The organism is Larkinella harenae (assembly GCF_054780515.1).
Genome location: NZ_BAAGWE010000020.1, coordinates 1 through 25,027, shown reverse-complemented (window position 1 = coordinate 25,027; position 25,027 = coordinate 1). Strand labels below are relative to the sequence as shown.

The window sequence follows — 25,027 nt, the reverse complement described above, 5'->3', positions numbered from 1 at the left end:
GGTCGATATCAGAGTTGAAAGCGTAAAACAAAGAATGTTGAACAATCAAAAAAAAGGTCGAATTAATTTCATAAAAAATATCTGAAATCACTGATTATCAGAATATTGTTAGAGTTTTATTGTATAATTTTAATTTAGATTTGCGCCCCCGTTCTTGCGTTTATTTGCCGAATTTTAAGTTAAAAGTTATATAAAATTTTATACTCCTTGTATCATTTGTGTGGATACAATTTGTTATAAAAATAATGCAATATCTGACTGTGTATATAGTTGATTGTGAAAAGGATGTTTTAATCTTAGTACCGGAGCATATTTTGCATATAACAAACGTTGAACGCAATCCAAGTAATTCTTGAGGATTGATCCCTTTCTAGGGAAATCAAAACACTCTATTCAATGGGAGCATATAGCGAACTCTGGCATGGTGGAGAATTTGCCGAAATAAAGGCATTTCTGGAAGAGTATAGTTTTAAGCCTGTCGATAGTTATAAGTTCGACTCCTGGCTAGTACTTTATCGATCTGACGAGGATAATGACGTTTTTGTAATCTTTAATCCTAGTGATGGAGATGACAAGCATAAAGTCGTCATCATTAAATACGTAAAAACCTTTAGGCCAGATTATTTAGGCAATGAACAAGATCACATTGGACGACAAGTGTTGTTCTATGGAAAAATTGATCCATACAACGTAAACGATTTAAAAATCATCATAGCTTCCACATTGTTTTAGAAGCTAACATTGTCCTCTTCTAAGGCACCTTCTTACTAAAGTAAGGGGGTGCTTTTTTGTTGCTACTAGCTTGACGAAGTAATAAGAGACAAATAAGAGAAAATACCATTACTAACAGAAAAATTTCCTTTGTATTTAGCCTATAGGTTGTATAAATTCCCGTACTAATTCGATATAGCAGTAAATATTTCTAAAACAACAATTACCGATGAAAAGTGGAATCGTTAAAATGCCTATCGGGGATCTGATCCCGAACGAAGAAAATCCCCGGACCATCCAGGACGGCACGCTTAAAAAGCTCACCGAGTCGCTAAAGTCTTTTCCGGAGATGATGAACCTACGGCCGATCATCGTCAACGAAGAAATGGTAATCCTAGGCGGGAATATGCGCTACAAGGCCGCCCAGGCCGCAGGATGGAACGAAGTGCCTGTTATGGTGGCAAAGGGTCTTACCCCGGAGCAAGAGCGGGAGTTCATCATCAAAGACAATGTGTCATCCGGCGAATGGGACGAAGAGTTGCTGGCCGATTGGGATAGCGACCTATTAAGCGAATGGGGTCTTGACCTGGAATCGGTCATGGATACGCCCAAAACCCGTAGCACCAAGGACGGTAGCGAGATCGGCGGCAAGTTGGCTACAAAACACAAATGCCCCAGCTGCGGCCATGAGTTCGACTGAGTTCTCATTCGACACGATCACCAACTTTGACGATCATATTGAACTTTCGATACCGAACTACGTCAACCTGCGGGAATCGGTGTTACGTGTCGCTACGCACTTTATCAAGGAGAACGCCGTAGTTTATGACCTCGGCTGTTCTACGGGCGTCTTACTGGCTAAAATCCGGCTTATTGCCCCGGAGTCCGCTACGCTGATCGGCATCGATCGGTCCGACAACCTTCTAGGTAAATCCCTCAACGCGGGCGTTCAACTAATCAAAGACGACCTGACCCGTCCGGACCTGACGCTAGGCCCGAGTGAACTATGCTTATCGTTGTTTACGCTTCAGTTTCTGCCAGTGGATGCGAGGGCGGCTTTAATCGCCAAGGTGCACGAATCGCTCAAGCCCGGCGGGGCGTTGATCGTTGCCGAGAAGCAGTTTCTCAACGATGGCTACATTCAGGATTTGTTTACGTTTAGCCATTACGACATGAAGCTGCAACACTTCACGGCGGAGCAGATACTCGACAAGCAGCTATCCTTACGGCGAATCATGCGCCCGCTATCGGAAGAGCAGAACTTAAACCTACTGGGCCGTTTTTCGAGCGTTACACCCATCTGGCAGTTCCTCCAATTCAAAGCCTGGCTATGTATCAAGTAATATCGACATTCTCAGGCATCGGCGGATCGTCACAAGGCTACAAGCAAGCCGGTATGAAAGTCCTGGCATCGGTGGAGTTCCTCGACTATCAGGCCCGTAACTACCGACTTAACCACCCATCGACAAAAGTATACCAGGCAGATATCCGAACGCTGGACCCGCTGGCAATCCTTTCTGACCTAGGGCTACACCCGGGCGATCTGGACATTCTCGACGGTAGCCCGCCGTGCTCTTCTTTCTCCACGAATGGCATTGTCGCCGACGGTTGGGGCAAGGTAAAGCCTTACGGCAACAAACAGCAACGTACCGACGACCTATTCTTTGAGTACATCCGCTTTCTGCAGATGATGCAACCGAAGTGCTTTGTTGCCGAGAATGTCAGCGGATTAATCAAGGGCGCCAGCAAAGGGTACTTCAACCAGTTCTTTGAAGCCTTTCAGGGTGCTGGATACCGGGTGAAGGCGAAGCTGTTAAATGCCGCCAATTACGGGGTTCCCCAGATTCGACAGCGTATTATCTTTATAGGCGTTCGTAATGACCTGGGGCTTGATCCGGTGTTTCCTCTGCCCACGAGCCGCATCATCAGCGCGAGCGAAGCTATCCGGGCCTACCAGATACGCAAAACCGAAGACGTTAGTATATCGGACTTGCAGTACGAGTATTGGGGCGTCACCAAGCCCGGTGAGTCAATGGAGGAGTCCAACTACCGAAAGACCGGAAAGAAGGGCTGGTTTTCCAAAGTTAAGCTGCACGCCCTGCGGCCGGCCAATACGATCACTGCCCACGCTTCGGACGACCTATTCCACTGGAAAGAGCCGCGCCACCTGTATATCGATGAACTCAAGGCGTTACAGTCGTTCCCCAATGATTACCAACTGGTCGGGTCCTATGGTCGGAATGCCGAGGGAATTGGCCGCAGTGTACCGCCTAAAATGATGGAAGCAATTGCGCGAATAATTGCCGAAGAAGTATTGAGTAAGGTTCCAATCAATAGCCACGAACAGCCGTGAAGCGAAACGAACAGATACAGCAAGTAGTCGCCTTTCGGCGGTTCTTGAAATTAAAACAAAGAGGAACGCTTACCCTAAAATCGCCCGCTACCAATGGCCAACAGTCAAAACCTTAAACCGGCGAAGAAGGGCGAAGTCAGAAACCCGAACGGAAGACCCAAAGGGACGCTTAACGGTGCCACATTAGCAAAGAAGGTGATTGCTCATTTGGCAAAAGAAGGCATAGCCCCATCCGCCATTGAATACCTACGTGAATTATACGGACCCAGGGTAGACGTAATCATTAATAAACTAAAACCATGAACGACGAAAACTTAAAGCCAGCAAAGCCCGGAGAAGTGCGCAATCCAGCCGGAAGGCCAAAAGGATCGCCAAACCGTTCAACCGTTGCCAAAAAGATACTGGCGGCATTGGGAAAGAATGTCATATTTGGCGCATCCCTCGCTAAAATTAAGGAGATCGTTGGGGACGATATTGACAAAATGACGGTCGAGGAAATAATGACTATTGTGCAGATCAACGATGCCGTTTCCGGAAAGCGTCGGGCTGGTTCCTACAAGGTTGTTATGGACTCGGCCTACGGCGCGCCAAAGCAGGAAATCGACACACCGGGTGACAAAACTAACGTCATAATTTTCAAAATACCTGACAATGGTCGTTGAGACAGAAACGGAGAGTATTCGGTACATCGGACCGCAGCCGGGCTACCAGATGAATGCGCTGTCTTCAGCCGCGGACATTGTTATTGGCGGAGCTGCGGCCGGTGTGGGCAAAACATTTTCTCTGCTGCTAGAACCACTTCGACACGTTCAATCCAATGCGAATTTTGGTGCGGTCTGTTTCCGCCGAACGTCGCCCCAGATCAGCGCCCAGGGTGGACTTTGGGACGCATCCTCAGCAATTTATTCGCTCGCTGGCGGAATCCCTCGACAGTCGCGCTTAGACTGGCACTGGCCTAATGGTGGCCGGGTCAGCTTTAAACACTTACAGTACGAAAGTGACCTGCTGGATTGGCAGGGTTCAGAGATTCCGTTGATTCTGTGGGATGAGTTGCCGCACTTCACCAAGAAGATGTTTTTCTACATGCTCACCCGGAACCGGTCTACCTGCGGAGTAAAGCCCTATGTTCGGGCCACCTGCAACCCTGACCCAGATAGCTGGGTGGCCGAGCTAATCGCCTGGTGGATTGATCCCGAGTCGGGCTTACCTATTCCGGAGCGCGACGGGGTTATTCGGTGGTTTACAATGTCGGGTGACAACTACGTTTGGGGTAACACGTTTGAGGAAGTTGCCGATAAGGCATCTCACTTTCTGGAACCAATGGCCGAGCAGTACAACGTATCTATTGATACGTTCATTAAGTCAATCACTTTTATCTCGGGCAAACTGGTCGATAACCGGGAGCTGCTAGGTAAAGACCCTTCTTACCTGGCAAACCTGATGGCGCAGGATGAGGGCACCGTAGCGCAGTTGTTACACGGCAGTTGGAAAGCGGTTATCTCCGACCGTGACCTTTATAGTTATCCGGCGTTTCTAGGGATGTTTAACAATGCCTACAAGGTCGAAAGCAGTGGACGATACCTAACCGCCGATATTGCCCTGAAAGGTTCTAACAAGCTGGTTTTTGGCGTATGGTACGGCTTTGAACTAACCGACATTTCGATCCTTGACATAAGCGACGGTAAGAAGGTTGTTGACGAAGCCAAGCGGCTAATGGCTATGCACAAGATTCAAAACCGGCACTTCACCTACGATGCCGATGGCGTCGGCGGATTTGTTGACGGCTTCATTGAGGGAGCTATCCCGTTCCATAACAATGGCACCCCCAAAGAGGTACGCGGTACCGATGGGCGGAAGGTAAAAGAGAACTACGAAAACCTAAAGGCCCAATGCTTCTACCGCAGCTCAAACCGGGTTTCCGAAGGGGGCTATAAGGTCTCCGAGGATGTGGCAAACCGGATGTATGACGATAAGATGACGATTCGTCAGCGCTTTATCCACGAACGCAAAGCCATCAAGCGGGCCAATCCCGACAGTGAGGGGAAGCTAGCTCTAATTCCCAAGAAGCAAATGAAGATTATCCTTCAGGGCGAATCACCAGACTTGATGGATATGTTCGCCATGCGTGAATCATTTGAGATAGAACCAGTACCAAGCGGGGAAACTTCCGCCTACCGCGCACCAATCCCGCCCAGCCGGTTTGGACCCGCCACTGGTCGCACTGGTCGCGCCTGGTAGTCAAATTAAACTGTTGAAATTTGATGTAGATACAAGGAATTTGTTCTACTCAAGTGTCTCTAAAAAGTTTTTTTTACGGTAAGCATGGAAATTACTAACTTACGATACCAATGGAAGACGGACTTTATATAGCCGAAGGCGAACGTTCCCCGCACAACTGGGTAGCTGACGTTGACTTTGAACTCACCCTACAGGCCAACGATTTATCCAAGCCAGATTCGCTCCAATCCTCCTATACTAATTCCGCCACCCTGCCTGACACGAACGCGGTGCGGCAACTCCTGCGCGGCTGTGAGCAGATCGACGCGGGGGGGCCGAACCCATACCAGAAACTCGATGCGTATGTGATCAAGTCGGGCTTAAAGTTGTTCAGGGGATCAAGTATCTTAAAGTCATTTGCCGGGGGTTGGACAGTGGAGTTGTCAGAAACCAAGCAAAATCTGCTTGACCAACTGGCCGCCAAATCACTACGCCACCTTAATCTGTCACACCTCAATCACGACTGGAATATTCCCACTATTGACGTTCTAAATAAAATTGGCACCGATGTGTGTTACCCCCTGATTGACTATGGTACAATGGGGCCGGGTAATGTGCCCTACGACGCTTTATTTCCATCGGTAAGGGTTACGGCTATTGTGGGGCAAATGTTACTGGAGTCGGGCTATAGGGCTATAGGGGACTGGGTGTCTGATCCGCTATACAAAGCGATGGCAATTCCATTCTCCGAAGCCGAAGCGACTGGGCACGATCAGAAGTGGGTTGATGACCGCACGGCCCGCGTGACGCTGGTTGAAGCCGAGCCTTTAGAGCGGCGGTTTGACCTGGTGACCAACCAGAAGGTTAGCCGAATCCAACCCTTTACCGTGGACTCCTCCGCGGATAAACGCTTTTCTAATGGTAGCGCCAAAAACTACCGCACGGCTATTACTTCCTACGTCGCTGATCAACCGATGCGCCTGAAAGTCAATGCTTATCAGGAGTTCATGGCCACCGTGGACGTGGGCGCTCTGGAAGTAAAACTGATTTGCGAGGTCAACGGCACCAACCGGGCCCAGGGCTATTGGAGCAAAGGCGGTCCGTACAACCAATACCGCGAATACACCGGACTTAAAAAGAAGGCGTCTGTTACACTGGATACGTTTGTAGACCTGAAAGCGAACGACTCGGTGCGTATTCGGCTGGAAGTAGGCAAGCGTACCAACGTTACCAAAGGGGACATAAAGCTCTATCAAACGCCGGATACCTCCCATGCGTCGTTCATTCCCGATAACACGATCAAGTTCGGCGATAAATGGCCGGTAGCCGGAAACCTTCCGGAAATGAAGTGCCGGGATCTGCTGCTGTCGATTGCATTTATGATGCAGGGTTGGTTCCGCATTGATGACCTGCGAAAAACCATTGAGCTAGTTAAGGTCTCCGATCAGGTTAAGCAGCCGCCCAAAGACATTTCGACGCTGGTAAACGAAGCAGTAGAGCCAGTTCACACCCCGTCTATTGGTGGCTATGGGCAGCGCAACTTCGTTAAATGGCGGGAGGCTGAGGAGGTGGTTAACTTCTCCGGTGGCAAATCCAGCAGCAACAGCCCCCAGGCGTATTACGGTGACGGTGTAATCGGTTGCGATGCCAACACCCTGCCGAATGATGCAATTCTGTTTACGCTACCCTTCTCGGCGAGCATTGATAGCAAGACCGATGTAACAGGGTACGGTAGACCCCTCTTTATTGAAACCCGGACCGTAAACACCCCCGCCGGAGGACAAACCAGCATTACCAAAAAATCGGCCGGCGCGCGGCTGATCCTCATTGAGCCGACCAAGACGTTTTCTGTGCCCACGAAGATACGCAGCGGTGAATCGCTGGTTGACGCAACGGTTACGCTGGTGGGGGCATGGTTCGGCGTCCGCCCGGAGACTATCCGCACGGAAGAGAACGCTTTCACGCTCTGCTTTGATCGGGTCCAGAATATGCGGGAGCAATCACTGATCGAGCGGTACTTTACGGGATTGAAGCTCATCTTACGCCGGCCGCGAACGTTTGAGGTTTCGCTCTACCTGCGTCCAAACGACCTTATGAATCTCGACCTAGCCCAGCCGGTACAACTGCAAATGGTCCGGATCGGCGCGCAGGCGATTGGTACCGCCCGCTTTCTCATCAGTCAGGTAAAGGGCTGGAAAGATGGCCACCCAGTCAATGTTATTTTAACCGCTTACTGATATGCTACAAGTAGAAACCAAACAAGGAATAATCAATTTCCCTTCAGCGTGGGAAGAAGTTAATTTAGGACAGTTTGTCGCCATTTCCGCGATCAAAGACGCAACCGCCCCGATAGCGTTAGGAGCACTGGCGGACAATCGGCAGCTCTTTTCCTCGCTTTCTGATGAGCACTGTAGCCAGATTTTAGCCAAGCTGGACTTTCTGCAAACCCCGTTACGCCTTGATGCGCTGACGCTCCCGGAGTACGTCACCATTGAAAACCGCCGAATCAAAGTACTTGAGTGGCCGGACTTACGAATGGGTCATACTGAATATCTAAGGGATTTGGGGTTAGGGCACCATGACCTAGAAGACATTGAAGGATACTCGTTTGCTGTTCCTTTCCTTAGTGTTCTGCTATACTACCAGGTATCCTGCGATCCTTCATTTGGTGACTTTGATAAATTCCTCGACATCGCCCCGTCCATCCAGACTATGTCTTGCCTGGAGGCAGTCCCGCTGGCAAATCACTATATGAATCTGTGGGCGTCTGGCGAATACCGGGAACTCCGGAAAGGACTTGATCCGGAACTGGTGATGATGAAAACGAAGGAATACCACCATAAATCACTGAAAGCGCGTCTGTGGTTCTGGTGGCAAAACTTTACGGGTAAGCACTATAAAGTAATCCTGATGGGCAGAGAATGAAATAACCTAGGTAAACAACAAGCACGAAGGACATGGCAGAGACGCTATTATTACGCCTGGAGTACGATGAAGCCGGAGCTCGGGAAAAGATCATCGCTCTTAACAAGGAGATGCTGGGACTTAAGGGCCAGCAAGCAGAACTAAATAAGCAGTTTAAGGAGGGTAAGATAACCGCCGAACAGTACGCCGAAAAAAACTTTGATCTGGGCGAGAAGATAAAGAAAACGAGTAACCAGATCAAGGACCAGGGCAAAGCCTTGGATGAGGGCCGTAAAGCCAGCAAGCTAGCGATTGATAGCATCAAGAGTTTATCGGCGGCCACGGACGAACTGGTCACCAAATACCAGGAGATGAGCCGTGCCCAGCGGGAAAGTGCCGAGGGTAAGGCGTTGGTTAAGCAAATCATTGAACAGCGAACCGAACTAGGGCGCACCGATGAAGCGATCAGTAAAACCCGGAAAACGTTTCGGGAGATGGTCAGCGAGTATGAAGTGTTTGGCGTTAGTATCGAAGGGATCAAGACGGGAACCGACGCTTGGATAACAAGCCTGAAAGGAGCGCAGCTAGGATTAACGGGTATCAAAGCCGCGCTGGCCGCTTCAGGTATTGGCCTACTGGTAGTAATCCTCGGGTCGCTGATTGCCTTCCTGACCAAATCACAGGAAGGAATGGATTTGCTTAGCCGAAAGATGGCGGGCGTTTCGGCGGTAGTAAGCGCAATCACCAGCCGTTTTTCAGCGATGGGCAAAGCGATTATCGAAGCGATTGACAAGCCCGGCGAGGCATTCAAGAAATTCGGTGACTTTCTACAAAACAACGTCATCAACCGGCTTAACTCCTTCAAGGTGATTTGGGAAGGCATCCGGACGGGCAGTGCCACCAAACTGCTTGATGGTGTCGTTCAATTTGGCACTGGCATTACCGATGCCACCAAAAAGGTTTCGGGGCTAACCACCGAACTCAACAAAACCCGAAAGGCGGGTGAAGCCGTTGCCCTGGAAAGTCAGAAGATTCGGGATTTGTCTATCCAGATGGAAGCCGACTATAAGTTAATGCGGGGAGAGTCCGAGCGGCTCAAGCAAATTGCTGACGACACCACCAAATCATTCGCCGAGCGCAACGCAGCCATCCGAAAGGCCGGAACCATTGAGGTTGAATTACAGTCTAAGCGGGAGGCTTTCCAGCTCCGAATCATTAAAAACTTGAAAGAAGAAGCACGGTTAAATGGTAACAACTTTGAAGACAAAAAGAAGGTGGCCGAAGCCGAGCGCGAACTAGGAGACATTCGGGAAGATCGCTATGAAAGGGGAACTGAAATTCAGAACACCTACAACAGCCTGGTTAAAGAGCAAGCGGAAAAGCAAAAGGAGTTGGCAAAGAGCGCCCTGCAGGCTCAAATTGGCGGCTATGAATTGTTAATCAATGCAGCAAGAAAAGCTGGCCGGGAGACGCTAAAAATTGAAGAAGATTTAATTTTAGCCCGCGCCAAGCTCGACAAGAAGAATGCCGCCACCAAGCGGGAAAGGGACTTGATCGATGCCCAGGCAGCAGCTTCAATTGTTGACCTTCGTACTGGTAGCGTCATTAACGAACAGCAGCGCTTCTTTAAGATTCGGGAATCCAACATCAACGCTGAATTGGCTCTGGTAAAAAGAGGCACGGAAGAGGAGGCAAAGCTGATGAAGTCCTTGATTGCCAACCGGGCCGCACAAGATCGGATTGCTACCGTCAGCACCATCACCAATGCAAAAGAACGGGCGGCTAGGCTCAAAGAGATTGATGCCAGCGAGAAAGCCCAGAAGCTGGCGGTTGATAATGCACTTAAAGCTCAATTAGCCCAGAACGACGTTGCGGCCATTCAAGCCCGTTTAAACGCGGTCCGGGAAGGAACTGAGGCCGAGTTCGATTTGCGGAAGGAAATGCTTGATGCGCAACTGAAAGAAGAGCTGGCCAACGTTGATCTATCCGAAGAACAGAAAGCCGAGGTTCGTAGCCGGTACCAACGGGCGCAGGATCAGCTAGCCAAGGAGCGTATCCTCAAGGATAAGGAAAACGATCAGATACGCATTCAAACGCGGCTCAACGCAACGATTCAAGGCAGCAAAGAAGAATACGACATCCAAACCGAATTGCTACAGAAACAACTTGAGCGGGAGTTAGAGCTTTACAAAGACAACCAGATCAAAAAAGATGAGATTCAGAGTGCCTTTGACCGGATCATGCGTGATCGGGAACGGCAGCGAGATCAACAATTCATTGACAATGTGGCTGACATTGCCAGCCGTGCCACGGCGATTTTTGCCAGCATCTTTGAGGCCCAACGGCTGGTCCAGGAACAGGCATTCAATGAGCAGCAGGATGCAGCTTTAAAATCGGCGGGCAACAATGCCGAGCTACGAGCCGCCATTGAAGAGGACTACCAGAAAAAACGGGAGCAGTTGGAGAAAGAAGGTGCCGAAAAGCGCCGGAGAATTGCCCGCGTCGAAGCATTGATTAATACGGGAGTAGCGGTCACCAAAGCCCTTACGGGAGCACCTCCACCCTTCAATGCCATTCTGGCGGCGGTCGTAGCGGCTCAGGGTATCGCTCAACAGGTCTTGATTGATCAGCAGAAATTTGCGCAAGGCGGGGTGTACAGCAGCAATCGCAACGGCCCAATGGTCAAAGGGCCCGGAACCGGTACGAGCGATTCTATCAATGCCAAACTGTCCAACGGCGAGTCGGTCAACACGGCCAAGGCTACCAGCATGTTTGGGCCACTACTATCCTTCCTGAATCAATTGGGTGGTGGCCGGGCCTATCCGGGCCACCCGAGCCTTGGAAGTGGCTATACGGTGCCGCTCCCGAGTACGATTACCAACTATGCAACAGGCGGGGTTTATAACCAGATACAGCCGCAGGAAATAAATTATGACAAGCTAGCATCAGCATTGGGTGCCGAACTAAGAGCCAATCCAATCATAACGAAGGTTGTTGACATCAACACCGCGCAATCAAATGTTCAGGTTCGAGAAAGTCGCCACGACAACGGTTTCGGATCATAATTATAACCAGGCCGCATTTTGGGTGTGGCCCATAACCAACCAAAAACAATGAATATTTTCAAAAGAACATACCGTTTCGTTTACCGTCAATATCTAATCGGCTCTGTGCTACAGCTTTTCCCGGATTGGCGCAACAAAGAAACCGATCAGATCCTCAACGACTACTGTAGCCTAATTACCGAAGAAATAGCCGCCGATGAGATCGACCGTTTAAGGCACCTGATCGAATGCCATCAGACCGGAGCGACTCCCGCAGCTTGGCGCCGATACCCTCGCCCCGCCCTCTACCAGTCAATACTAGGCTTCCAGGCTGCTACTAAAAGCAAACAAACATTAGCGGTAGAGCTGGCTATTGAGTCGCAAAAGGTGACCTTCCTGATGACGGAGATTGTCGGCAAAGACAAGATTTTCGAAAGCCTTACCCATACGTCAGAACGCATAGCAGACCGGGCACTGACATTAGAAGAACAATTCTTGGCAACGCTACCCGAGAAGCGTCAAAATTAAGCCCGTAGACAAGCGATCTATTTAAAGTATATACTTCATCAACTTTTCCATGTTCGTTGATTCTAGGCCATATCCTGCGCGAAGTATGGCCAGAATCGGCGAACAATCTACTAAAAACATCTATGTCTTCTCACAAGCTAAAGGTTTACTTGAAAGAACACCGGGGGAGTGAAATGATTGACGGGCATTACTTCTATGGAGCCTACACCCGATGGACCTTCCTGGAAGCGACAACCGAGCAAATGAAACTCCGCCCCCAATCCGAAGAAGGTGCTTACCGGCAATTTAGCGGGTGCATTCCGGCAGATGGTCAGACGTGGAAGCTGTCCGAACTGAGCGCCTGTGTACTTGAGTCTGACGTTGAGATGCCTGAGGGGTACAGGATTCACAAACGGGGCTTGTGGCAGATACCCGTTTACCCGGCGGCTAAAACCCCAGAATTACTAACCGCTGAGCAGGTGAGCGAACAGTTCCCGCTAGTCAGTATTTGGGGTGGTGCATTGATTGGAACGGTTGAATATGTCCTTAAGAATGGCCGTTTGCAGCGGAAGCATCAAAACATGGCTAAATCTTATCTTGAGGATAAAGCGCCCGAAGTAGAAGAGGATGAACTAGAAGCGGTTGAAGCATAACAATCCCCAGTTTCTATTTATTCATACAAATAGAAAATGGGGTTCTACTTTAAAAGCCTCCCTTCGAAAGCGTTACCTTGATAAAGCCAGCCTCTATTCTTCCACGGTCGTAGCTCATTACAAGTTTAAGAGTATCATTTGTCCAGGTATAGCCTTGATGGGTTGAGTCTATGGCTACCCCGTAGCGATTCGTTAATGCGTCCCGAAGTTGCTCTATAGAACGATTATTAAATGGGTGCCGGTTAAACTCAATCTCAGAAACACTTTCGCCCTCCGCCCGGATGGCAATGGTTCCTGGGTGGCCTTCAAAGGTTTGTTTTGAGAAAACGAGCCGCCCGTCTTGAATCAGGGTGGACTTCCCTTTAATTGTGCCCTTGATTTCGGATAAGGGCATATAGGGCGTAAGGCCGTTAATTGTTAAGGGAGCAGTAGCAAAACCCTTCTCCCGCTCTCTCTCATACGCTTCTCCGGCATCCATTGCCACACTAACCACCCACGCGACCACGGCGATTTTAAGTGTAGCCTCAAACGCGCAAATAACCGCCAGCCTCTTTAGCTCGTGATGTTCTGCCGATTGGTTATAATAAGCAAACGCCCAACGAACCGGACGGATGATCCGCCCAATAAAGAGCAAGCCCAAGAGAAGTCCTGAGATTGGGTTGCCCCCGAAAAAGGCCACAAGTCCAACGAGAAGGAAAAGCCAGATGGCCAACAATACCGCATTTGATATTGCGCTGCTCCACGAAGGAAGTGGCGCTTCCTCTTCTGCTGTTGATGCCGACGGTCGGCGTGAAGTCTTACCAGAAGAAAGAGGTATGCGGTAGGTTAGCCCCGGAATGCCGGTTCGGATACCTATTGAGCGTTTACTTATGCTTCCCCAAGAGGTACGAAAGTAGGGTCGGTAGCGAAATCCCATAGCTGATTTTCCAGTGAATGGAACAATATTATCAAAGGTGAACGAAATAACAGCTAGTAATTTAGTCTTTGGCAGTTTCCTGCTGAACAACGGATGTATAGCCGTTTGTGTGGTCGGTTTGCTTTATAATGCAAAATTGCGTTTTCGATTTGCTTATCCATTTCCGACCCGGGGGGAAGGCAGGTAGCGGAGGTAAAAACCATTACGACTCAGAAAAAGCAAGATGTGTTTTTGTAGGACAAAAAACTCCAAAGGGCCTATGGCATCATCCCTACTAGTGGGTGGGTTTTTGTTGCCTTTAAAAGATTTAAAGAGGGGGTTTAAAACATTTAAAGAGGGCGCATGATCAGCCTTTGCTGATACATACCAGAAAACAGCGCAAACGCTCACTTTATGCCGCGATCTTTTGTTGCCAGTGTGAGTGCGACTGGGCAGGATCGTTGATTATAGCGTGTTACTGCGCGTAATTCGTGCAAGCTGATTCTGGCTGCGACAGAAACCTCACCAAACCTCACCTTACTGTCACAGAAACGTGAGCACCTTATTACTTGGTCAAGCAAAATTAACCTAAGAACAATTTGTTTCGTTGCGAAACGCTTGTTATCTTCACCTCATAATCAATGAAGCTATGACGCGCGTAGAGCTAAACAAACTGATCGAATTACACGAAAGTCGTTTGGCTCACCTTCTTAACTTGCTGGATAACCACTATTCGGATATTGAAGAACTGGACCAGCAAAATGAATGGGTAACCCTTTTGGTCAAGGAGAAGAAAATCCTGGCAGGGCTTAAAGCGATGACGGCCGACGATGACGAGTGACCGGGGGCCTAACCAACCCCCTCCGTTTTACCAAACAAACACAATAACCACAATCTAAATGAACCAAACGCTCAACCTCGCTGCCGAATTGGAGGATATTCGGCGCGGGCAGGAGAAGACACTGGCCTTCCTGAAAGAACACGGCCACGAACTAGACATCGGCGAATGGTTGTCTATTCGCGACTACGCCAAGAAGTACAGTATCACAACCCAGGTTGTCACCAACTGGATTGATCGAGGGAAAATCCCGGCTGACTGCGTTGAGGAACTACCGATGTTTAACAACATCCGAATGGTCCGAGATAGGGAATATAGATAAGTGCACAAGCCCGACTACTCCGGTAATCGGGCTTCTTTTTTACCGGGTCCGAAATGGTCAAATGAGTCAAAAACGTGGGCAATCCTTATTAGCTCCATATCCGCCCTACAATCAACGATCTCGATAAAGGCGGACTGTTGTTCAACTTTTGGCAGATCGCGCTCTAGACAGCGTGTTTTGTCGGTTCGCGGGGCAATGATCGCTATTCAAGGGCACGAAAAGTCAAGAACACCCCGGTATACCACGTAGATGTTGCCATGGCGAAGTAAAATTTACCGAAGCATGTCGTTGGCACCTCTTAAGCACAACAAACGAGGGGTAGTTTTGCCCAGACCAACCCATTGTCACCGGGGGCCAACCACAACAGAGTAAAGAAAAACAACCCTATTCTTCTTAAAAAAGAGGGAGGGAGGGAGGGCAGGCTTTTCTCTTCTCCTTCTTCTAATTTACTATCACCCTTCTTTTTTTTTTCTTTCTCTAGCAAAAGGATCTGTGAAGTATCATAAAAAAACCGTGGAGTATCATATTATGTGGTGTGTTTCCCCGGTACTACAGTGGTGTGTTTTCAGATCACTGGAAGGTGGGCAAATGGGGTGGTTATCAGTGGTGTGTTTTCCCTGCAATGATAGATAACTAGAAAGGGGTGTCCAAGTCTTCGTCAGAGGTCATGCCTTCTACGGTCTTTGATAGTTTCGCAGAGACCTCTATTGATCGTCTTTTAAAGAAGTCTGCCAGTCGGTGAATCTCTTCGTCAGGAACTGCGTAGAGGGACTCCAGGACATCAGGCTGGTCAAGGACATCAAATAGGATTCGGTAATGAGTCTTTCTTTCCGGGTATCCACTGGCAAGCCTTCGGCCTATTGGCCTTATTGACTTAACTAGTACCCCAATTTTTTCAAGTGTTCGGACGGCTCTGTCAAAGCGATCTTCTTTGATGCCGTACCTTTCAAACTCTTTCTTCGAGCAGAAATACCATCCGTCTGGCGACTTGCCCTCGATGGTCTTTGTATAACACTCATGCTGTAGCTTTTGGAAAACGATAACCGTTTCAAGGCCGATCCTCTTCATGTTGAACGAGGCCAGGTCTTCAAAATTTATCGTACATCTTCCATACTCTCGGCTTCTTGATTTACCCGGTTTTTTCTGTATATTGCTGTTGTCTTTCATGGCGTCCCTGAATTAGGTAGTCGTTGAAATCCTTGTGCTGTGCGTAGTACTTTGGCGAGTAATCAACAGCGCGAGGAATGGAGGCTAAAACTTTTTGGGTGGCCTTTCGGCCGGCGTCATCGTTATCTAAAAACAAGTTTACCCGTTCGTAGTAGCTAAGTCTTTCAAGTGTCTCTTCGTTTAGCAAGGAAAGAGAGTTAAGGACGATAGCGGTATGAACGGGTTTCTTTCTTTCAAAAAAGGCCATCGCGGAAAGAAAGCTCATAAAGCCTTCAAATACCGTCACCGTGTTTGGCTCGGTTCCCCACACAGTACTAATCGCTTTTGGGTTGGTGCTGCCCTTAAACTTAGGGCTACGCAACTCATATCCTCCTTTATCATTCCGGAACCCTAGGGCGAAAAATGGGGCCTTGTTTTGTTGTTCCCGGTCAGGGGTGGTATAAAAACACTCCTGCACATACGTATCAACAATGCCTTGAGGTATTCCACGGTCTTTTGTGATGTATTGAACCAGCGGGTATGAGCTCACCTTCGCCGTGCGAAGTATCCTGATGTCAGGGCTCTTTGCGACAAGTGACGAACTGTTTGTAGGGCGAACGGATGGCCCTATACTTCCCCGATCCAGGATGGCCAAGGCTCCGGACTGATCAACCCGAAACATCAGCATCACCAGGTTGATAATGTCGCCCTTTTGATCATCGCCCCAGTCCTTCCATAGGTTCGTACCAGAGTCCACCCGGAAGGATGCTGACCGTTCGGTGCGGTAAGGAGAACGATACCAGTAGAAACGGCCTTTTATCTTGGCCGGACGTAAGCCTTGTCTGGATAGGAAATCAACAATAGGGATTCGTTTTGCCTGGCTGCAATTCATGCTTTAAGTCGGACAGAGTGACGACTTGTTTTGATAAAGCAAGATAATCAAAAGTGAGGCATATTTTGTCTACCTTATTTTGTGACGTTAAAATTCATACTGGGCTTTGTGGAATTGTAGTATAAGTTTTAACGGACTGAACTGGTATATTGTCAAATAGCCCTTGCTTTTCGTAAGCTTCAAAGTTGGCTTTGTGTGCGTTTAGCCGTCTTTCTAGTACTCTGTCATAAACACGTTCACACAAATTAGAATCGCTGTTAAGTCGCTTTCCTACCTCATCAAATCCACTTTTTACTTGTTGTGTGAAATAGTTGACATTTAAAATTATTGTGCCATTATAGTCTCTAAAAAATAAAGACGCATCAATTATCTCTACGCCAGATGTTTTGTATTTCGATATTCCAATGTCGTAATGAGGGAAATATTCGTGTGTGATTCCACTGCGAATAAGTTCGTATAAAACATCAGACCATTTTGCTATACTAGGAATAAACTCAACTATAAAATACTTGACTCTTTCTTTTGATTGCTTTACTCTCTTTGGATTTATAAGATACCCCCAAGTTTCCATTACCGAAAATAATGACAAAACTTGGGGGACCCCACAGTATCCATAAGGCCCTGTTGGCACAATATTAGTTAATTGGTCAATATCATTTGTAAAATAATTATATATGCTTGTATAAAAGCTAGTTACAAATTGATCTTTCGAAATTGACATAATAAAAAATAAAGAGGTGGAGAAATATTCAGTAAACACTGGAAATGACTGGTAGTCAGTCGCCTGAGCGTTTTTTTGCTGGGGAGCTAAATACAATTAATTTATCGAGCTTCGGAAACTATCTCTTATTTCTGTCTCTGGCCTATAGTCTGCTGGAATTAATGAAAAGACGGGAAGTACAGGCATGTTTAATCTTAGATCAGCCTTCTCAGCATAATCATAGCTAGCGAAAAAAGTAATCTCGAATAAGCGTTCATCTGGTGAATCTGAATCAACTGTCAAAACAAAACCAAATGGTGGATAGGCCAATTCAGTCATACCGACTATCTTTTTTGCTAAATCAAAGCCGCCTATCCATGTCATTGGAAAAAATCGTCCATTGCCTTCGTGGTTGTAATAGGCAAAAATCCGATACCTTGAATCCAGATATTTTTCCTCCTTTTGGTGCACAAATTTATTTAAGTCCGAAAACGCTTTTCGAAAGGGGCCTTCATGGTTGATTGAAATAAACATTGACACAATCTGCTTAAGGATGCGTAATGGAAAAAGCCCAGGGTAGTAGATATTACCTGGACTATAATTAGTTCTGTTCAGGGCGGTTATGCCCATATAACACCATTCTACATAAGCCCTTGCATACCAACTGCCTGTGTTGTTATTACAGCGATCACAAATTGAATACACTCCAATTCCACCCTGAAGTAACCTCGTCTTAGGCTCTTCCCCATAGTTCATCTCAAGAGCTTCGTCGAACGGAATTATCCAAAACTTTCCGTCATTAAACGCCGCTTTTGGAGGTATGTGCTCATAGGAAAGTAGGCCTCGCGTTCTGCATATAGCGCACTCACCTTCAACTTTTTTCCTGCCCATCAATTTAAGTTTTATAAAAAAGGGGAAGCCTTAGTAGCACGATCATTCCCCCTTTTTCTCGTACATCGCCAGCGATTTCTTCAACTGGTCTGCGTAGTTGTAAATATCATTTAATGACTGGATTTCGTTACGGGTTTCTTTTCTGGCTTCATCCACAAAGGCAATGTATTTCTTTTGACCGTTCATGTACATACGACAGATCGGCTTCCGGTTATTATCATCCAGCAGGATCGCAAAGTACGTTTGAGCGTCGCGGTGTACAATGCGCTCGCCGTCGATCTCCGATCGTAGAATAGCCCGCACGATATAGAACGATTCGAGCTCTTCCGCCGTGGTGACAATATTGGGCTCCCGTTTCGCTTCTTCGCTTGGTATGGCTACGGCCGGTTGACTTGCGGCCGTAGCGGTAATATTAGCCACCTCCTGCTGTTCCTCCTTCGTCAAAGCAGACTTTAGCCGGTCGGTAATCTGGTCCGATACAACCTGATGAAACCCCTTCTTGATGAGCGCCTTAAAGTAGTCCAGCATTTTGGCGTGAAGTTGCCCTTGGTACACCTGTTTAGCCAGATGCCGCACAATCACGTCCGAAGGATCGTTCATTTCCTGCGTAATTAACGGCTTTAATTCGCCCATGTATTTTAGCTCGCTGGCCGTAGACAGGATAGAATCCACGTCGAAATACGACTTAGAAAACTTCTTCAGCTCTTCGATGTGAGCGTCCTTCAGGTCGGTTAGATCAACTTCCAGAAAGGGCTTCTGGTCCATCTTGTTCGGTTCCATCAAGTCGGTATAGAACCGGTAGGTTACGCCATTGGTCAGGATTCCAAAACGCGCTTTGGTAACGTGAAAGTAACGGAGCAGCTGATTGTCGTGAAGGGTAAGGCTTTGGTTGTGGTGCTTACACTCGATGAGCATAATGGGGTGCCCGTCGCGCATAATGGCGTAATCAACTTTTTCTCCTTTCTTGGTGCCAATGTCGCTGATAAACTCCGGCGAAACTTCGTGTGGGTCGAACACGTCGTAGCCCAGGGCGTTGATGAAGGGAAGAATAAAGGCTGTCTTTGTGGCCTCTTCGGTTTGAATAGAATCTTTAAGGCGAGTGATTCTCTCACCAAACTTTTTGATGGTGTCTTTAAAGTCCATGTTCAGGAATTGAAATTACTGGACAAGTATAACTAAAAGACCATATAATCCAACGATGATCTATTTTTCGGCAATTATTAGCATCTAATGAGTTTTATACAGGCGGTTTTGTTATTAATTTATTAGTATTTAGCCCTATTTGCAATCTTGAATTTTAATTATAATATTAGTTTGATCTTCCCAAGCAAGGGGTTGCTGCATCAAACATAGTTGAAGGGGTCAACTAGTGAGGTAAGATGATTGTCAGTTCTTATCAATTTTTGACTTTAACCAAACCAATTCGACTATGCATGCCTTAAACTTGTCATCCAAAGCTCACGAAGCTTTTATTCAATTAAATCAACAAGACATCTATGCCGCTCAACTAGAGGGCGCTGTTCTTGCCATTTCTTCATTTATTTTATACTACGACGATTTTGAGCGGCATCTTGTTAGGATAGAAAGATTGCTTGAAAGTTGTGGCTTAAAGGCTACGTCACTCGAAAGATATGGCCCGATGGTTTCATTGATAATCGTAGAAAGAATCTAATTAGAAACCGTCGTATATTTAATTCTACTATATAGCACTCTCGGCAGGGTGCTATTTTTTGCAATATAAGCCCTATCTAACCGATAAGGTCTATTGTTCGTCTTAATTGCAATATACAGCAAAGCGAACTATATTTACTACAAGCGAAAGTTCTTGCTTCTATCGTACTACAATCACTTTCTGTTAGCAAAATGGCAACCGATAAAGAGAATACTGGCAAAACGACCTCTTACCGTCTTACCCCCTCCACGCGCAACAAACTAAAAGAGCTGGCCACCTTGTTGCGCAAGTCAGACCGTGAGATTATCGAGGACGCCATTGCCGCCTACTACGACAACCGTGAAAACGTTGTAAAAAAGGACATGGAAGAGCGGCTAAAGATGATCCAAAGTAGCACGGGAAAATAATATTTGTACTTATCAAATAACAATACCTGTTCTTTGTCGGACAGCAGGGGGGCTTTTATTAACTTACGAAGGGATGTAGTATTTAGTAGTATTGCGATTTGTTTTTAATTAGAACGCTTTATATATTCGCTTATTCAATTAACAATCAAGGCCAGAAAAGGCGATATAGAACCAAGAGGGGTAACCCTCTTACCAGTTGCCCGCTAGACTGTACGGCCTTTTTGAGTAAAAACAGTAAACCCCGGCGCAGAACTTTCTCAGGGTGCATGCGTCGGGGCCTTGTGAAACACAGTTAAACTTTCATTCAACCATGCAACGGGAGCAAAATTACTCCGGGAAAGGGGAAACTACAAGCCCATCCCACGAAAACGGCGCAAAAAACGGACAAACGGTAAATACGCCTGACCAGTCTAACATTCCTTCATGTGTCATTCAGGCTAATGCTCAGATTGAAGCAACGATAGCCGACTTTATGGCCGAGCATCTAGAGGCCCGGTTCTCTATTTCTAGCAATGCGGCCCTTGCTGCTAGAATTAAAAACATCGTTTCGACTACCTTCCTGGGTGCTGCGGACATTTCGCCAGATACGACGCTACCACTGTTCGTGCAGGTGCCTAATTTCATCGCTGAACGCCTGGGCGATGAGGACCGATTCCGCCAAGAGTTGGCGTATGCGATTGAAGCCATGCGCGATTTTGCCGTAAGTCAACCGGGCGAGACGGTGGACAAGCCAAACTACGAAGGGGTATATTATTCCTTCATGCAGATCATTGAATCCGCGTCAATGATTTCCAAAGCCCGTGAACTTGGCTTTGACCTCACCCCGAATACCCCTTCTAAAGGGGATAAGGTATACGACCCATCAATTGTAAGCCGGGTTAATGCCCAGGTGGAAGCGGCAATCACGTACCTCGTTACTTCTTATGCAGGTTCTGATATTCCCGACGAAGAACTTTATAAAATGGTCGACCAAATAAAGCGCACCATCTTGCAGAACTTTGGCGACCAGCAGGACAAAACCTCTGACTCTCACGCCCCGATTTTGGTGCAGGTTCATGAGTTGTTTGATACAGCGGTTCGAAGCGCCGACAAGCTGTATGAGTTACGGGGGCTTCTTGAGAAGATGGAAAGGATGCTTCTAAACGATCCTCAGCTTCAGCCAGAAGAGGAGCCTATTGAACAAGTATTCTCCGCTCTTCACTTTATGATCAGTGCCGCCGAACACACTGCCAATGCGCGCTTACTGGGTTCGGGGCAATCAATCCCCTTTGTGGCCCGTCCCGCCGTTGTAACAGCAGAAGTTAACCCTGACGAGGTAGAACCGGGCATTTATGACACGCGCATCGTTTTGGACCTGGCAAGAACAACCTACTTCGATGCTTGCGATGGCGGTGGCAAAACGGTCACCATCGAGTCCAATTCGCAGTTTTTCGATATGCTGAGTAACCCAGAGGATCTGGGGGGTCTTATTCGCAACATCTCGGCATGGTATGTTTCCTGGGTTGAGTTCAACGGGGTTCAGGTCTACGGCGACGTTCCCGAGGGGCACCGCTGCTTTGCCAACATCATGCACTTTTTGGGTTTAATGCCGCTGGCCGTTACCGACGTAGAGGTTGACAAAGCGCGGGCACCGAAGAAAGGAGGGCTGGCGAAATGATCAAGACCCCCACGGCTACAATTGAGGTGAGTGCAGTCGCTCCGATTGGCGCCACCTCCCCCGCAGTAGTTCTTTATAGCGCCCTGTGTGCCGAGTCCGACACGTTTCTCACCTACATGCTTCAGGAGCACGAACGGCAGGAGTTTGAGAGTGCCGCCCTGAGTCTGGAGCGTTACGAGCAGGTGGAGGAAATGAAAAAGAACCTCGTTCAGTCGCTGGCAAAGCTGTGCCAGGAATTGAATGGCGAACTATCCTTGCTGAAATCGCCGACACTTCACCGTGACACCCAGGCGGCCGAGAAGGATTGGGCAAGAGTTGGCAGGCTTAACCACTTTTTTGAGAAGGTTAAATCTGCGCCGATGCCTGACGATTGGGATAAAGATGAAGTTGCATCTGAAACTACAGTTACGCCCAATTTTGTGCACAACTCTAAAGGTGAAGGTAAGGACCAAGATACCGCCGAATCCACTCAGCAATGAGCATTACGGACAAAGCCCCCGACTCGGACCAGGACGGGGGCTTTCCGAAAGAGCTTTATGACGACGAAACGGGACAAGGAAAGATGCCGGTGCGTCTGGCTGACTACCTGACCGACTTCGATGCATTGCAATCCTTTCGGGAGATTCTACGCGAGTGGTATACTACCTCCGCAGTTGAGGGGTACAAACGGCATGATAACCTCGACGCTACACTTTTTAACGGGCTGGACGACCTTTTCGCCGACCTCCAGAAACCGGCTCTGATGGCACAACTTATCAATTCTCACAACATTCAAAACGATCCCAAGCAATGAATACCCCAAACTACATCTTGATTGACAACAACCGCGCTGCGGTCGATATGCGCCTTTATTTGCCTTCAATCGGTATTTCCGACGAAAGCTATCGGGGATGGATGGCTCACCGCATTAAGGAGCTTGATTTAGTCGATGGGCACAACTTTTTGATATACAAAGAACACGGGATTAAAGGCCACGTTGTAACCCTGCCAACGTTAAAAGAAATGCACCTGATAGGGCGGGGTGACAACTTACGCGAGTTACGGGCAGAAATCAAGGGGCTATCTGCTCAGTTAGTCGAAGCTGGTGTAGAGTTAATCGAAACCCTGCAAGACTTTGATATGAAGGCTGCGATGGTCCCTATTCCGCTACCTCTTGTCGGTACGGAGGAAGTGTCTGAGCAAAAGCACGGTTTGCTTATTCATACTGACGGCCCTGTACCAATACTTCAAATCGGTGGCCGCGCAGCCGTTTATGCGCATGATCTTTTTGAATTATGGGCCAAGGGCGGTAAGATGCTACTGACCGACTGGATGCGGAATCGTGTAAGTAAGCATGACCTGCTTATCGGCAAGAATTATGTCGAGTATAAAGATGCCGTGCCGGGAAAAAGTCGCAAAACAACCTTTTACATCCTCAGCGTTGAAGCGGCTATTTTAATCGCCCGTGGAGAAGTGAAGGGCAAGGGTAAGCCACTGGCTGAATATTTGATCGGATTTCAAAAGAAGATGAAAGCAGAACGGCTATCAACTAAAGGGGCCCTATCGGACTTTATCCACGCCGGACTACCAATCGTTGCTGCTATAACCACGCCAGATGCTGTAATTGGCACAACCCCGAACTGGTTTGACTATGAAGAGACGCAGCCCCAGGAGCGGGCCACAAGTCCCACTCGTGAAGTCGTGGAGGCTAGTAGCGTACTTGCCCCGTCAGAGCCGGAACCAGAGTCTACAACTGAGTCAATGGATGTGCCGCCAATAAGCGAGCAGACCACAAGTGAGGCAGGCTCCGACGAACAGGCCGGCAGCACTCCGAACAACACCGAGCCACAGGAACAGCCCTGGGAGTTTGGGTCTACCACGGTTGTTTTAAACATCTTTGACCTGTTGGTCGAAATGACCCAGAATAATCTCGCTATGGCCAGTAGTATCCACTTGGCTGCGGTGAAAATGTCAGATATGTACAAACAGCAGGGGGTAACCGCTGAAACCATTAGCGCCTTGGTTGGCATTGAGCAGGAGGCAGCCCGCGCCAAGATGGGATTGCGAAGAGGAACGGCTCCAATCCCTACCGCTACCATTCGGGACAATATCCGGCACTTGGTCAATAAGCGTGTCAACCACTCTAAAGAGTCTTATTCGGATCTTTTTAGCTGGATATACCGAAAACTGCGCTACGTCTATAATATCGACATTTCAAAGTACGAAAAGCTCAACAGCGAAGAGACACACTTGCAGTTATGCGAACGGATCGGAGTATTAGATCAAGTATTGCAAATCGTTCAAAGTCCGCAGTTTAATGACTACGCTCAGGCGAAACAGGCTGCGTAAGTTCTTTTTGAAAGTGGAAGTTTACTGATGGACGCGAAAGGCCCGGTTACTGGCCGGGTCCTTTTTCAACCTACAAACAACCTACATAATGGATAATTCCCCACTGTCTGCCTTAAGGGAGAATCGCGAAAAACTAATAGACAGTCTCCATTGGCAAGTCACCAGAAACATTCGTGAATCGCTCGCACCTGGTACTCCTAAGATTATCTATCGGCTGATGAAAAACATCCGCTCGATTAACCAACGCATAAGGGACATTGAACAACGATCAACTTAGCAATGAAGTCAAACCCGCATTTAGAACGGCTCTGCCAATGGGTAGAGCGTAACGACGATATTGCCCTTGCTTTTTGTTTCGGCTTATTTGTGGCCGTTTTGGCCGTATCCTACGCCGTTTCGTTCGGACCTATAACTGATTCCGTATGGAAAAGATAATCACGCCACGGGCAGGAAAGCGGCCTTTTTGGGTCGCCCTTAAATCCCGATTCGTCCGGGCCTGGAACGCTTGCTTACCGAACTACGTGGATATACACATCTGCACAAGTATTGGACCCTTATTTCTCGCGCTGATCGAGGTGGAATCTGACAATGAGGAGATGTTCTATGATGGCGGAGGGTGCCGAAAGTATCTGCCCAGATTCGCGCTAGGTGTCATTAAGTGGGAGAAGGCGATTCATAGCCACTTCAAAGAAGCCAGGGCGATTATAGGGTATCAGCTCAACCACTACGACACGCGTGGCGAAAGCGAGTACTGGCACATTATTGTCTTAGCCCCTGATTAGTTGGACATATTTTCTAATAATGGTTGAGTCAGAGCTATTGTTATTTCCCACTTTTCCTGTGGGGTAATGAAGCCTAATGACCGGTGACGCCGATTATAGTTGTAATGA

The 25,027-nt window shown here is 47.9% G+C and carries 26 protein-coding genes; 20 read left to right on the top strand and 6 right to left on the bottom strand.

The window, feature by feature from the left end:
* Positions 1–396 precede the first annotated feature (396 nt).
* From ACYVH9_RS31005 to ACYVH9_RS30955, 11 genes are all read left to right on the top strand, one after another.
* Positions 397–732 carry a hypothetical protein gene (locus tag ACYVH9_RS31005; protein ID WP_460640341.1) on the top strand — a complete coding sequence of 112 codons (336 nt, stop codon included), beginning with the start codon at positions 397–399 and terminating at the stop codon, positions 730–732.
* 208 nt (positions 733–940) lie between these two features.
* A complete protein-coding gene (locus ACYVH9_RS31000; protein ID WP_460640340.1) occupies positions 941–1,411 on the top strand; it encodes a ParB N-terminal domain-containing protein in 471 nt (156 codons plus the stop codon).
* Positions 1,398–2,054 (top strand): methyltransferase domain-containing protein, encoded by a 657-nt coding sequence (locus tag ACYVH9_RS30995; RefSeq protein WP_460640339.1) that lies wholly within the window; start codon positions 1,398–1,400, stop codon positions 2,052–2,054. The genes ACYVH9_RS31000 and ACYVH9_RS30995 overlap by 14 nt, the downstream gene beginning before the upstream one ends.
* Entirely contained in the window at positions 2,042–3,064 is a 1,023-nt protein-coding gene (locus ACYVH9_RS30990) for a DNA cytosine methyltransferase (RefSeq protein ID WP_460640338.1), read from the top strand. The genes ACYVH9_RS30995 and ACYVH9_RS30990 overlap by 13 nt, the downstream gene beginning before the upstream one ends.
* 299 nt (positions 3,065–3,363) lie before the next feature.
* Positions 3,364–3,726, top strand: coding sequence for a hypothetical protein (locus tag ACYVH9_RS30985; protein ID WP_460640337.1), 363 nt, complete (start codon positions 3,364–3,366; stop codon positions 3,724–3,726).
* Positions 3,716–5,302, top strand: a complete 1,587-nt coding sequence (locus ACYVH9_RS30980) for a terminase large subunit domain-containing protein (protein WP_460640336.1) — start codon at positions 3,716–3,718, stop codon at positions 5,300–5,302. The genes ACYVH9_RS30985 and ACYVH9_RS30980 overlap by 11 nt, the downstream gene beginning before the upstream one ends.
* A gap of 110 nt (positions 5,303–5,412) precedes the next feature.
* Complete coding sequence (locus tag ACYVH9_RS30975) at positions 5,413–7,518, top strand: hypothetical protein (RefSeq protein WP_460640335.1); 2,106 nt, start codon at positions 5,413–5,415, stop codon at positions 7,516–7,518.
* A 1-nt stretch (position 7,519) separates the two neighbouring features.
* On the top strand, positions 7,520–8,206 hold the full coding sequence (locus ACYVH9_RS30970) for a hypothetical protein (protein ID WP_460640334.1): 687 nt from the start codon (positions 7,520–7,522) through the stop codon (positions 8,204–8,206).
* A gap of 32 nt (positions 8,207–8,238) precedes the next feature.
* Positions 8,239–11,250: a coiled-coil domain-containing protein gene (locus tag ACYVH9_RS30965; RefSeq protein WP_460640333.1), complete on the top strand. Its 3,012-nt coding sequence runs from the start codon at positions 8,239–8,241 to the stop codon at positions 11,248–11,250.
* Between the two features lie 48 nt (positions 11,251–11,298).
* Positions 11,299–11,757 (top strand): hypothetical protein, encoded by a 459-nt coding sequence (locus ACYVH9_RS30960; RefSeq protein WP_460640332.1) that lies wholly within the window; start codon positions 11,299–11,301, stop codon positions 11,755–11,757.
* A 122-nt stretch (positions 11,758–11,879) separates the two neighbouring features.
* Positions 11,880–12,389 (top strand): hypothetical protein, encoded by a 510-nt coding sequence (locus tag ACYVH9_RS30955; RefSeq protein WP_460640331.1) that lies wholly within the window; start codon positions 11,880–11,882, stop codon positions 12,387–12,389.
* Between the two features lie 49 nt (positions 12,390–12,438).
* Here ACYVH9_RS30955 and ACYVH9_RS30950 read toward each other — a convergent pair whose 3' ends face one another.
* The gene (locus ACYVH9_RS30950; protein WP_460640330.1) at positions 12,439–13,305 is read right to left on the bottom strand and encodes a hypothetical protein; all 867 of its coding nucleotides are present in this window, start codon (positions 13,303–13,305) and stop codon (positions 12,439–12,441) included.
* A 628-nt stretch (positions 13,306–13,933) separates the two neighbouring features.
* Here ACYVH9_RS30950 and ACYVH9_RS30945 point away from each other — a divergent pair.
* Together ACYVH9_RS30945 and ACYVH9_RS30940 are read left to right on the top strand one after the other, a co-directional pair.
* Positions 13,934–14,125, top strand: a complete 192-nt coding sequence (locus ACYVH9_RS30945) for a hypothetical protein (protein WP_460640329.1) — start codon at positions 13,934–13,936, stop codon at positions 14,123–14,125.
* 58 nt (positions 14,126–14,183) lie between these two features.
* The gene (locus ACYVH9_RS30940; protein WP_460640328.1) at positions 14,184–14,444 is read left to right on the top strand and encodes a hypothetical protein; all 261 of its coding nucleotides are present in this window, start codon (positions 14,184–14,186) and stop codon (positions 14,442–14,444) included.
* 633 nt (positions 14,445–15,077) lie between these two features.
* Here ACYVH9_RS30940 and ACYVH9_RS30935 read toward each other — a convergent pair.
* From ACYVH9_RS30935 to ACYVH9_RS30915, 5 genes are all read right to left on the bottom strand, one after another.
* On the bottom strand, positions 15,078–15,611 hold the full coding sequence (locus tag ACYVH9_RS30935; RefSeq protein WP_460640327.1) for a hypothetical protein: 534 nt from the start codon (positions 15,609–15,611) through the stop codon (positions 15,078–15,080).
* Complete coding sequence (locus ACYVH9_RS30930) at positions 15,574–16,482, bottom strand: toprim domain-containing protein (RefSeq protein ID WP_460640326.1); 909 nt, start codon at positions 16,480–16,482, stop codon at positions 15,574–15,576. Before ACYVH9_RS30930 ends, ACYVH9_RS30935 begins: the two co-directional genes overlap by 38 nt.
* Before the next feature lie 94 nt (positions 16,483–16,576).
* Positions 16,577–17,203 (bottom strand): hypothetical protein, encoded by a 627-nt coding sequence (locus ACYVH9_RS30925; protein WP_460640325.1) that lies wholly within the window; start codon positions 17,201–17,203, stop codon positions 16,577–16,579.
* Positions 17,204–17,299: 96 nt separating this feature from the next.
* Positions 17,300–18,073 (bottom strand): hypothetical protein, encoded by a 774-nt coding sequence (locus ACYVH9_RS30920; RefSeq protein ID WP_460640324.1) that lies wholly within the window; start codon positions 18,071–18,073, stop codon positions 17,300–17,302.
* A 42-nt stretch (positions 18,074–18,115) separates the two neighbouring features.
* On the bottom strand, positions 18,116–19,216 hold the full coding sequence (locus ACYVH9_RS30915; RefSeq protein WP_460640323.1) for a type I restriction endonuclease: 1,101 nt from the start codon (positions 19,214–19,216) through the stop codon (positions 18,116–18,118).
* A gap of 286 nt (positions 19,217–19,502) precedes the next feature.
* Between ACYVH9_RS30915 and ACYVH9_RS30910 the strand changes: the two genes are divergently transcribed.
* The 7 genes from ACYVH9_RS30910 (at position 19,503) to ACYVH9_RS30880 (ending at position 24,919) form a co-directional block, all read left to right on the top strand.
* Positions 19,503–19,745, top strand: a complete 243-nt coding sequence (locus tag ACYVH9_RS30910) for a hypothetical protein (protein ID WP_460640322.1) — start codon at positions 19,503–19,505, stop codon at positions 19,743–19,745.
* A gap of 191 nt (positions 19,746–19,936) precedes the next feature.
* A complete protein-coding gene (locus tag ACYVH9_RS30905) occupies positions 19,937–20,152 on the top strand; it encodes a hypothetical protein (RefSeq protein ID WP_460640321.1) in 216 nt (71 codons plus the stop codon).
* A 310-nt stretch (positions 20,153–20,462) separates the two neighbouring features.
* On the top strand, positions 20,463–21,809 hold the full coding sequence (locus ACYVH9_RS30900) for a hypothetical protein (protein ID WP_460640320.1): 1,347 nt from the start codon (positions 20,463–20,465) through the stop codon (positions 21,807–21,809).
* Entirely contained in the window at positions 21,806–22,288 is a 483-nt protein-coding gene (locus tag ACYVH9_RS30895) for a hypothetical protein (protein WP_460640319.1), read from the top strand. The genes ACYVH9_RS30900 and ACYVH9_RS30895 overlap by 4 nt, the downstream gene beginning before the upstream one ends.
* Positions 22,285–22,602 (top strand): hypothetical protein, encoded by a 318-nt coding sequence (locus tag ACYVH9_RS30890; protein WP_460640318.1) that lies wholly within the window; start codon positions 22,285–22,287, stop codon positions 22,600–22,602. Before ACYVH9_RS30895 ends, ACYVH9_RS30890 begins: the two co-directional genes overlap by 4 nt.
* Positions 22,599–24,137, top strand: a complete 1,539-nt coding sequence (locus tag ACYVH9_RS30885) for a hypothetical protein (protein WP_460640317.1) — start codon at positions 22,599–22,601, stop codon at positions 24,135–24,137. The genes ACYVH9_RS30890 and ACYVH9_RS30885 overlap by 4 nt, the downstream gene beginning before the upstream one ends.
* 422 nt (positions 24,138–24,559) lie before the next feature.
* On the top strand, positions 24,560–24,919 hold the full coding sequence (locus tag ACYVH9_RS30880; protein ID WP_460640316.1) for a hypothetical protein: 360 nt from the start codon (positions 24,560–24,562) through the stop codon (positions 24,917–24,919).
* Positions 24,920–25,027 lie beyond the last annotated feature (108 nt).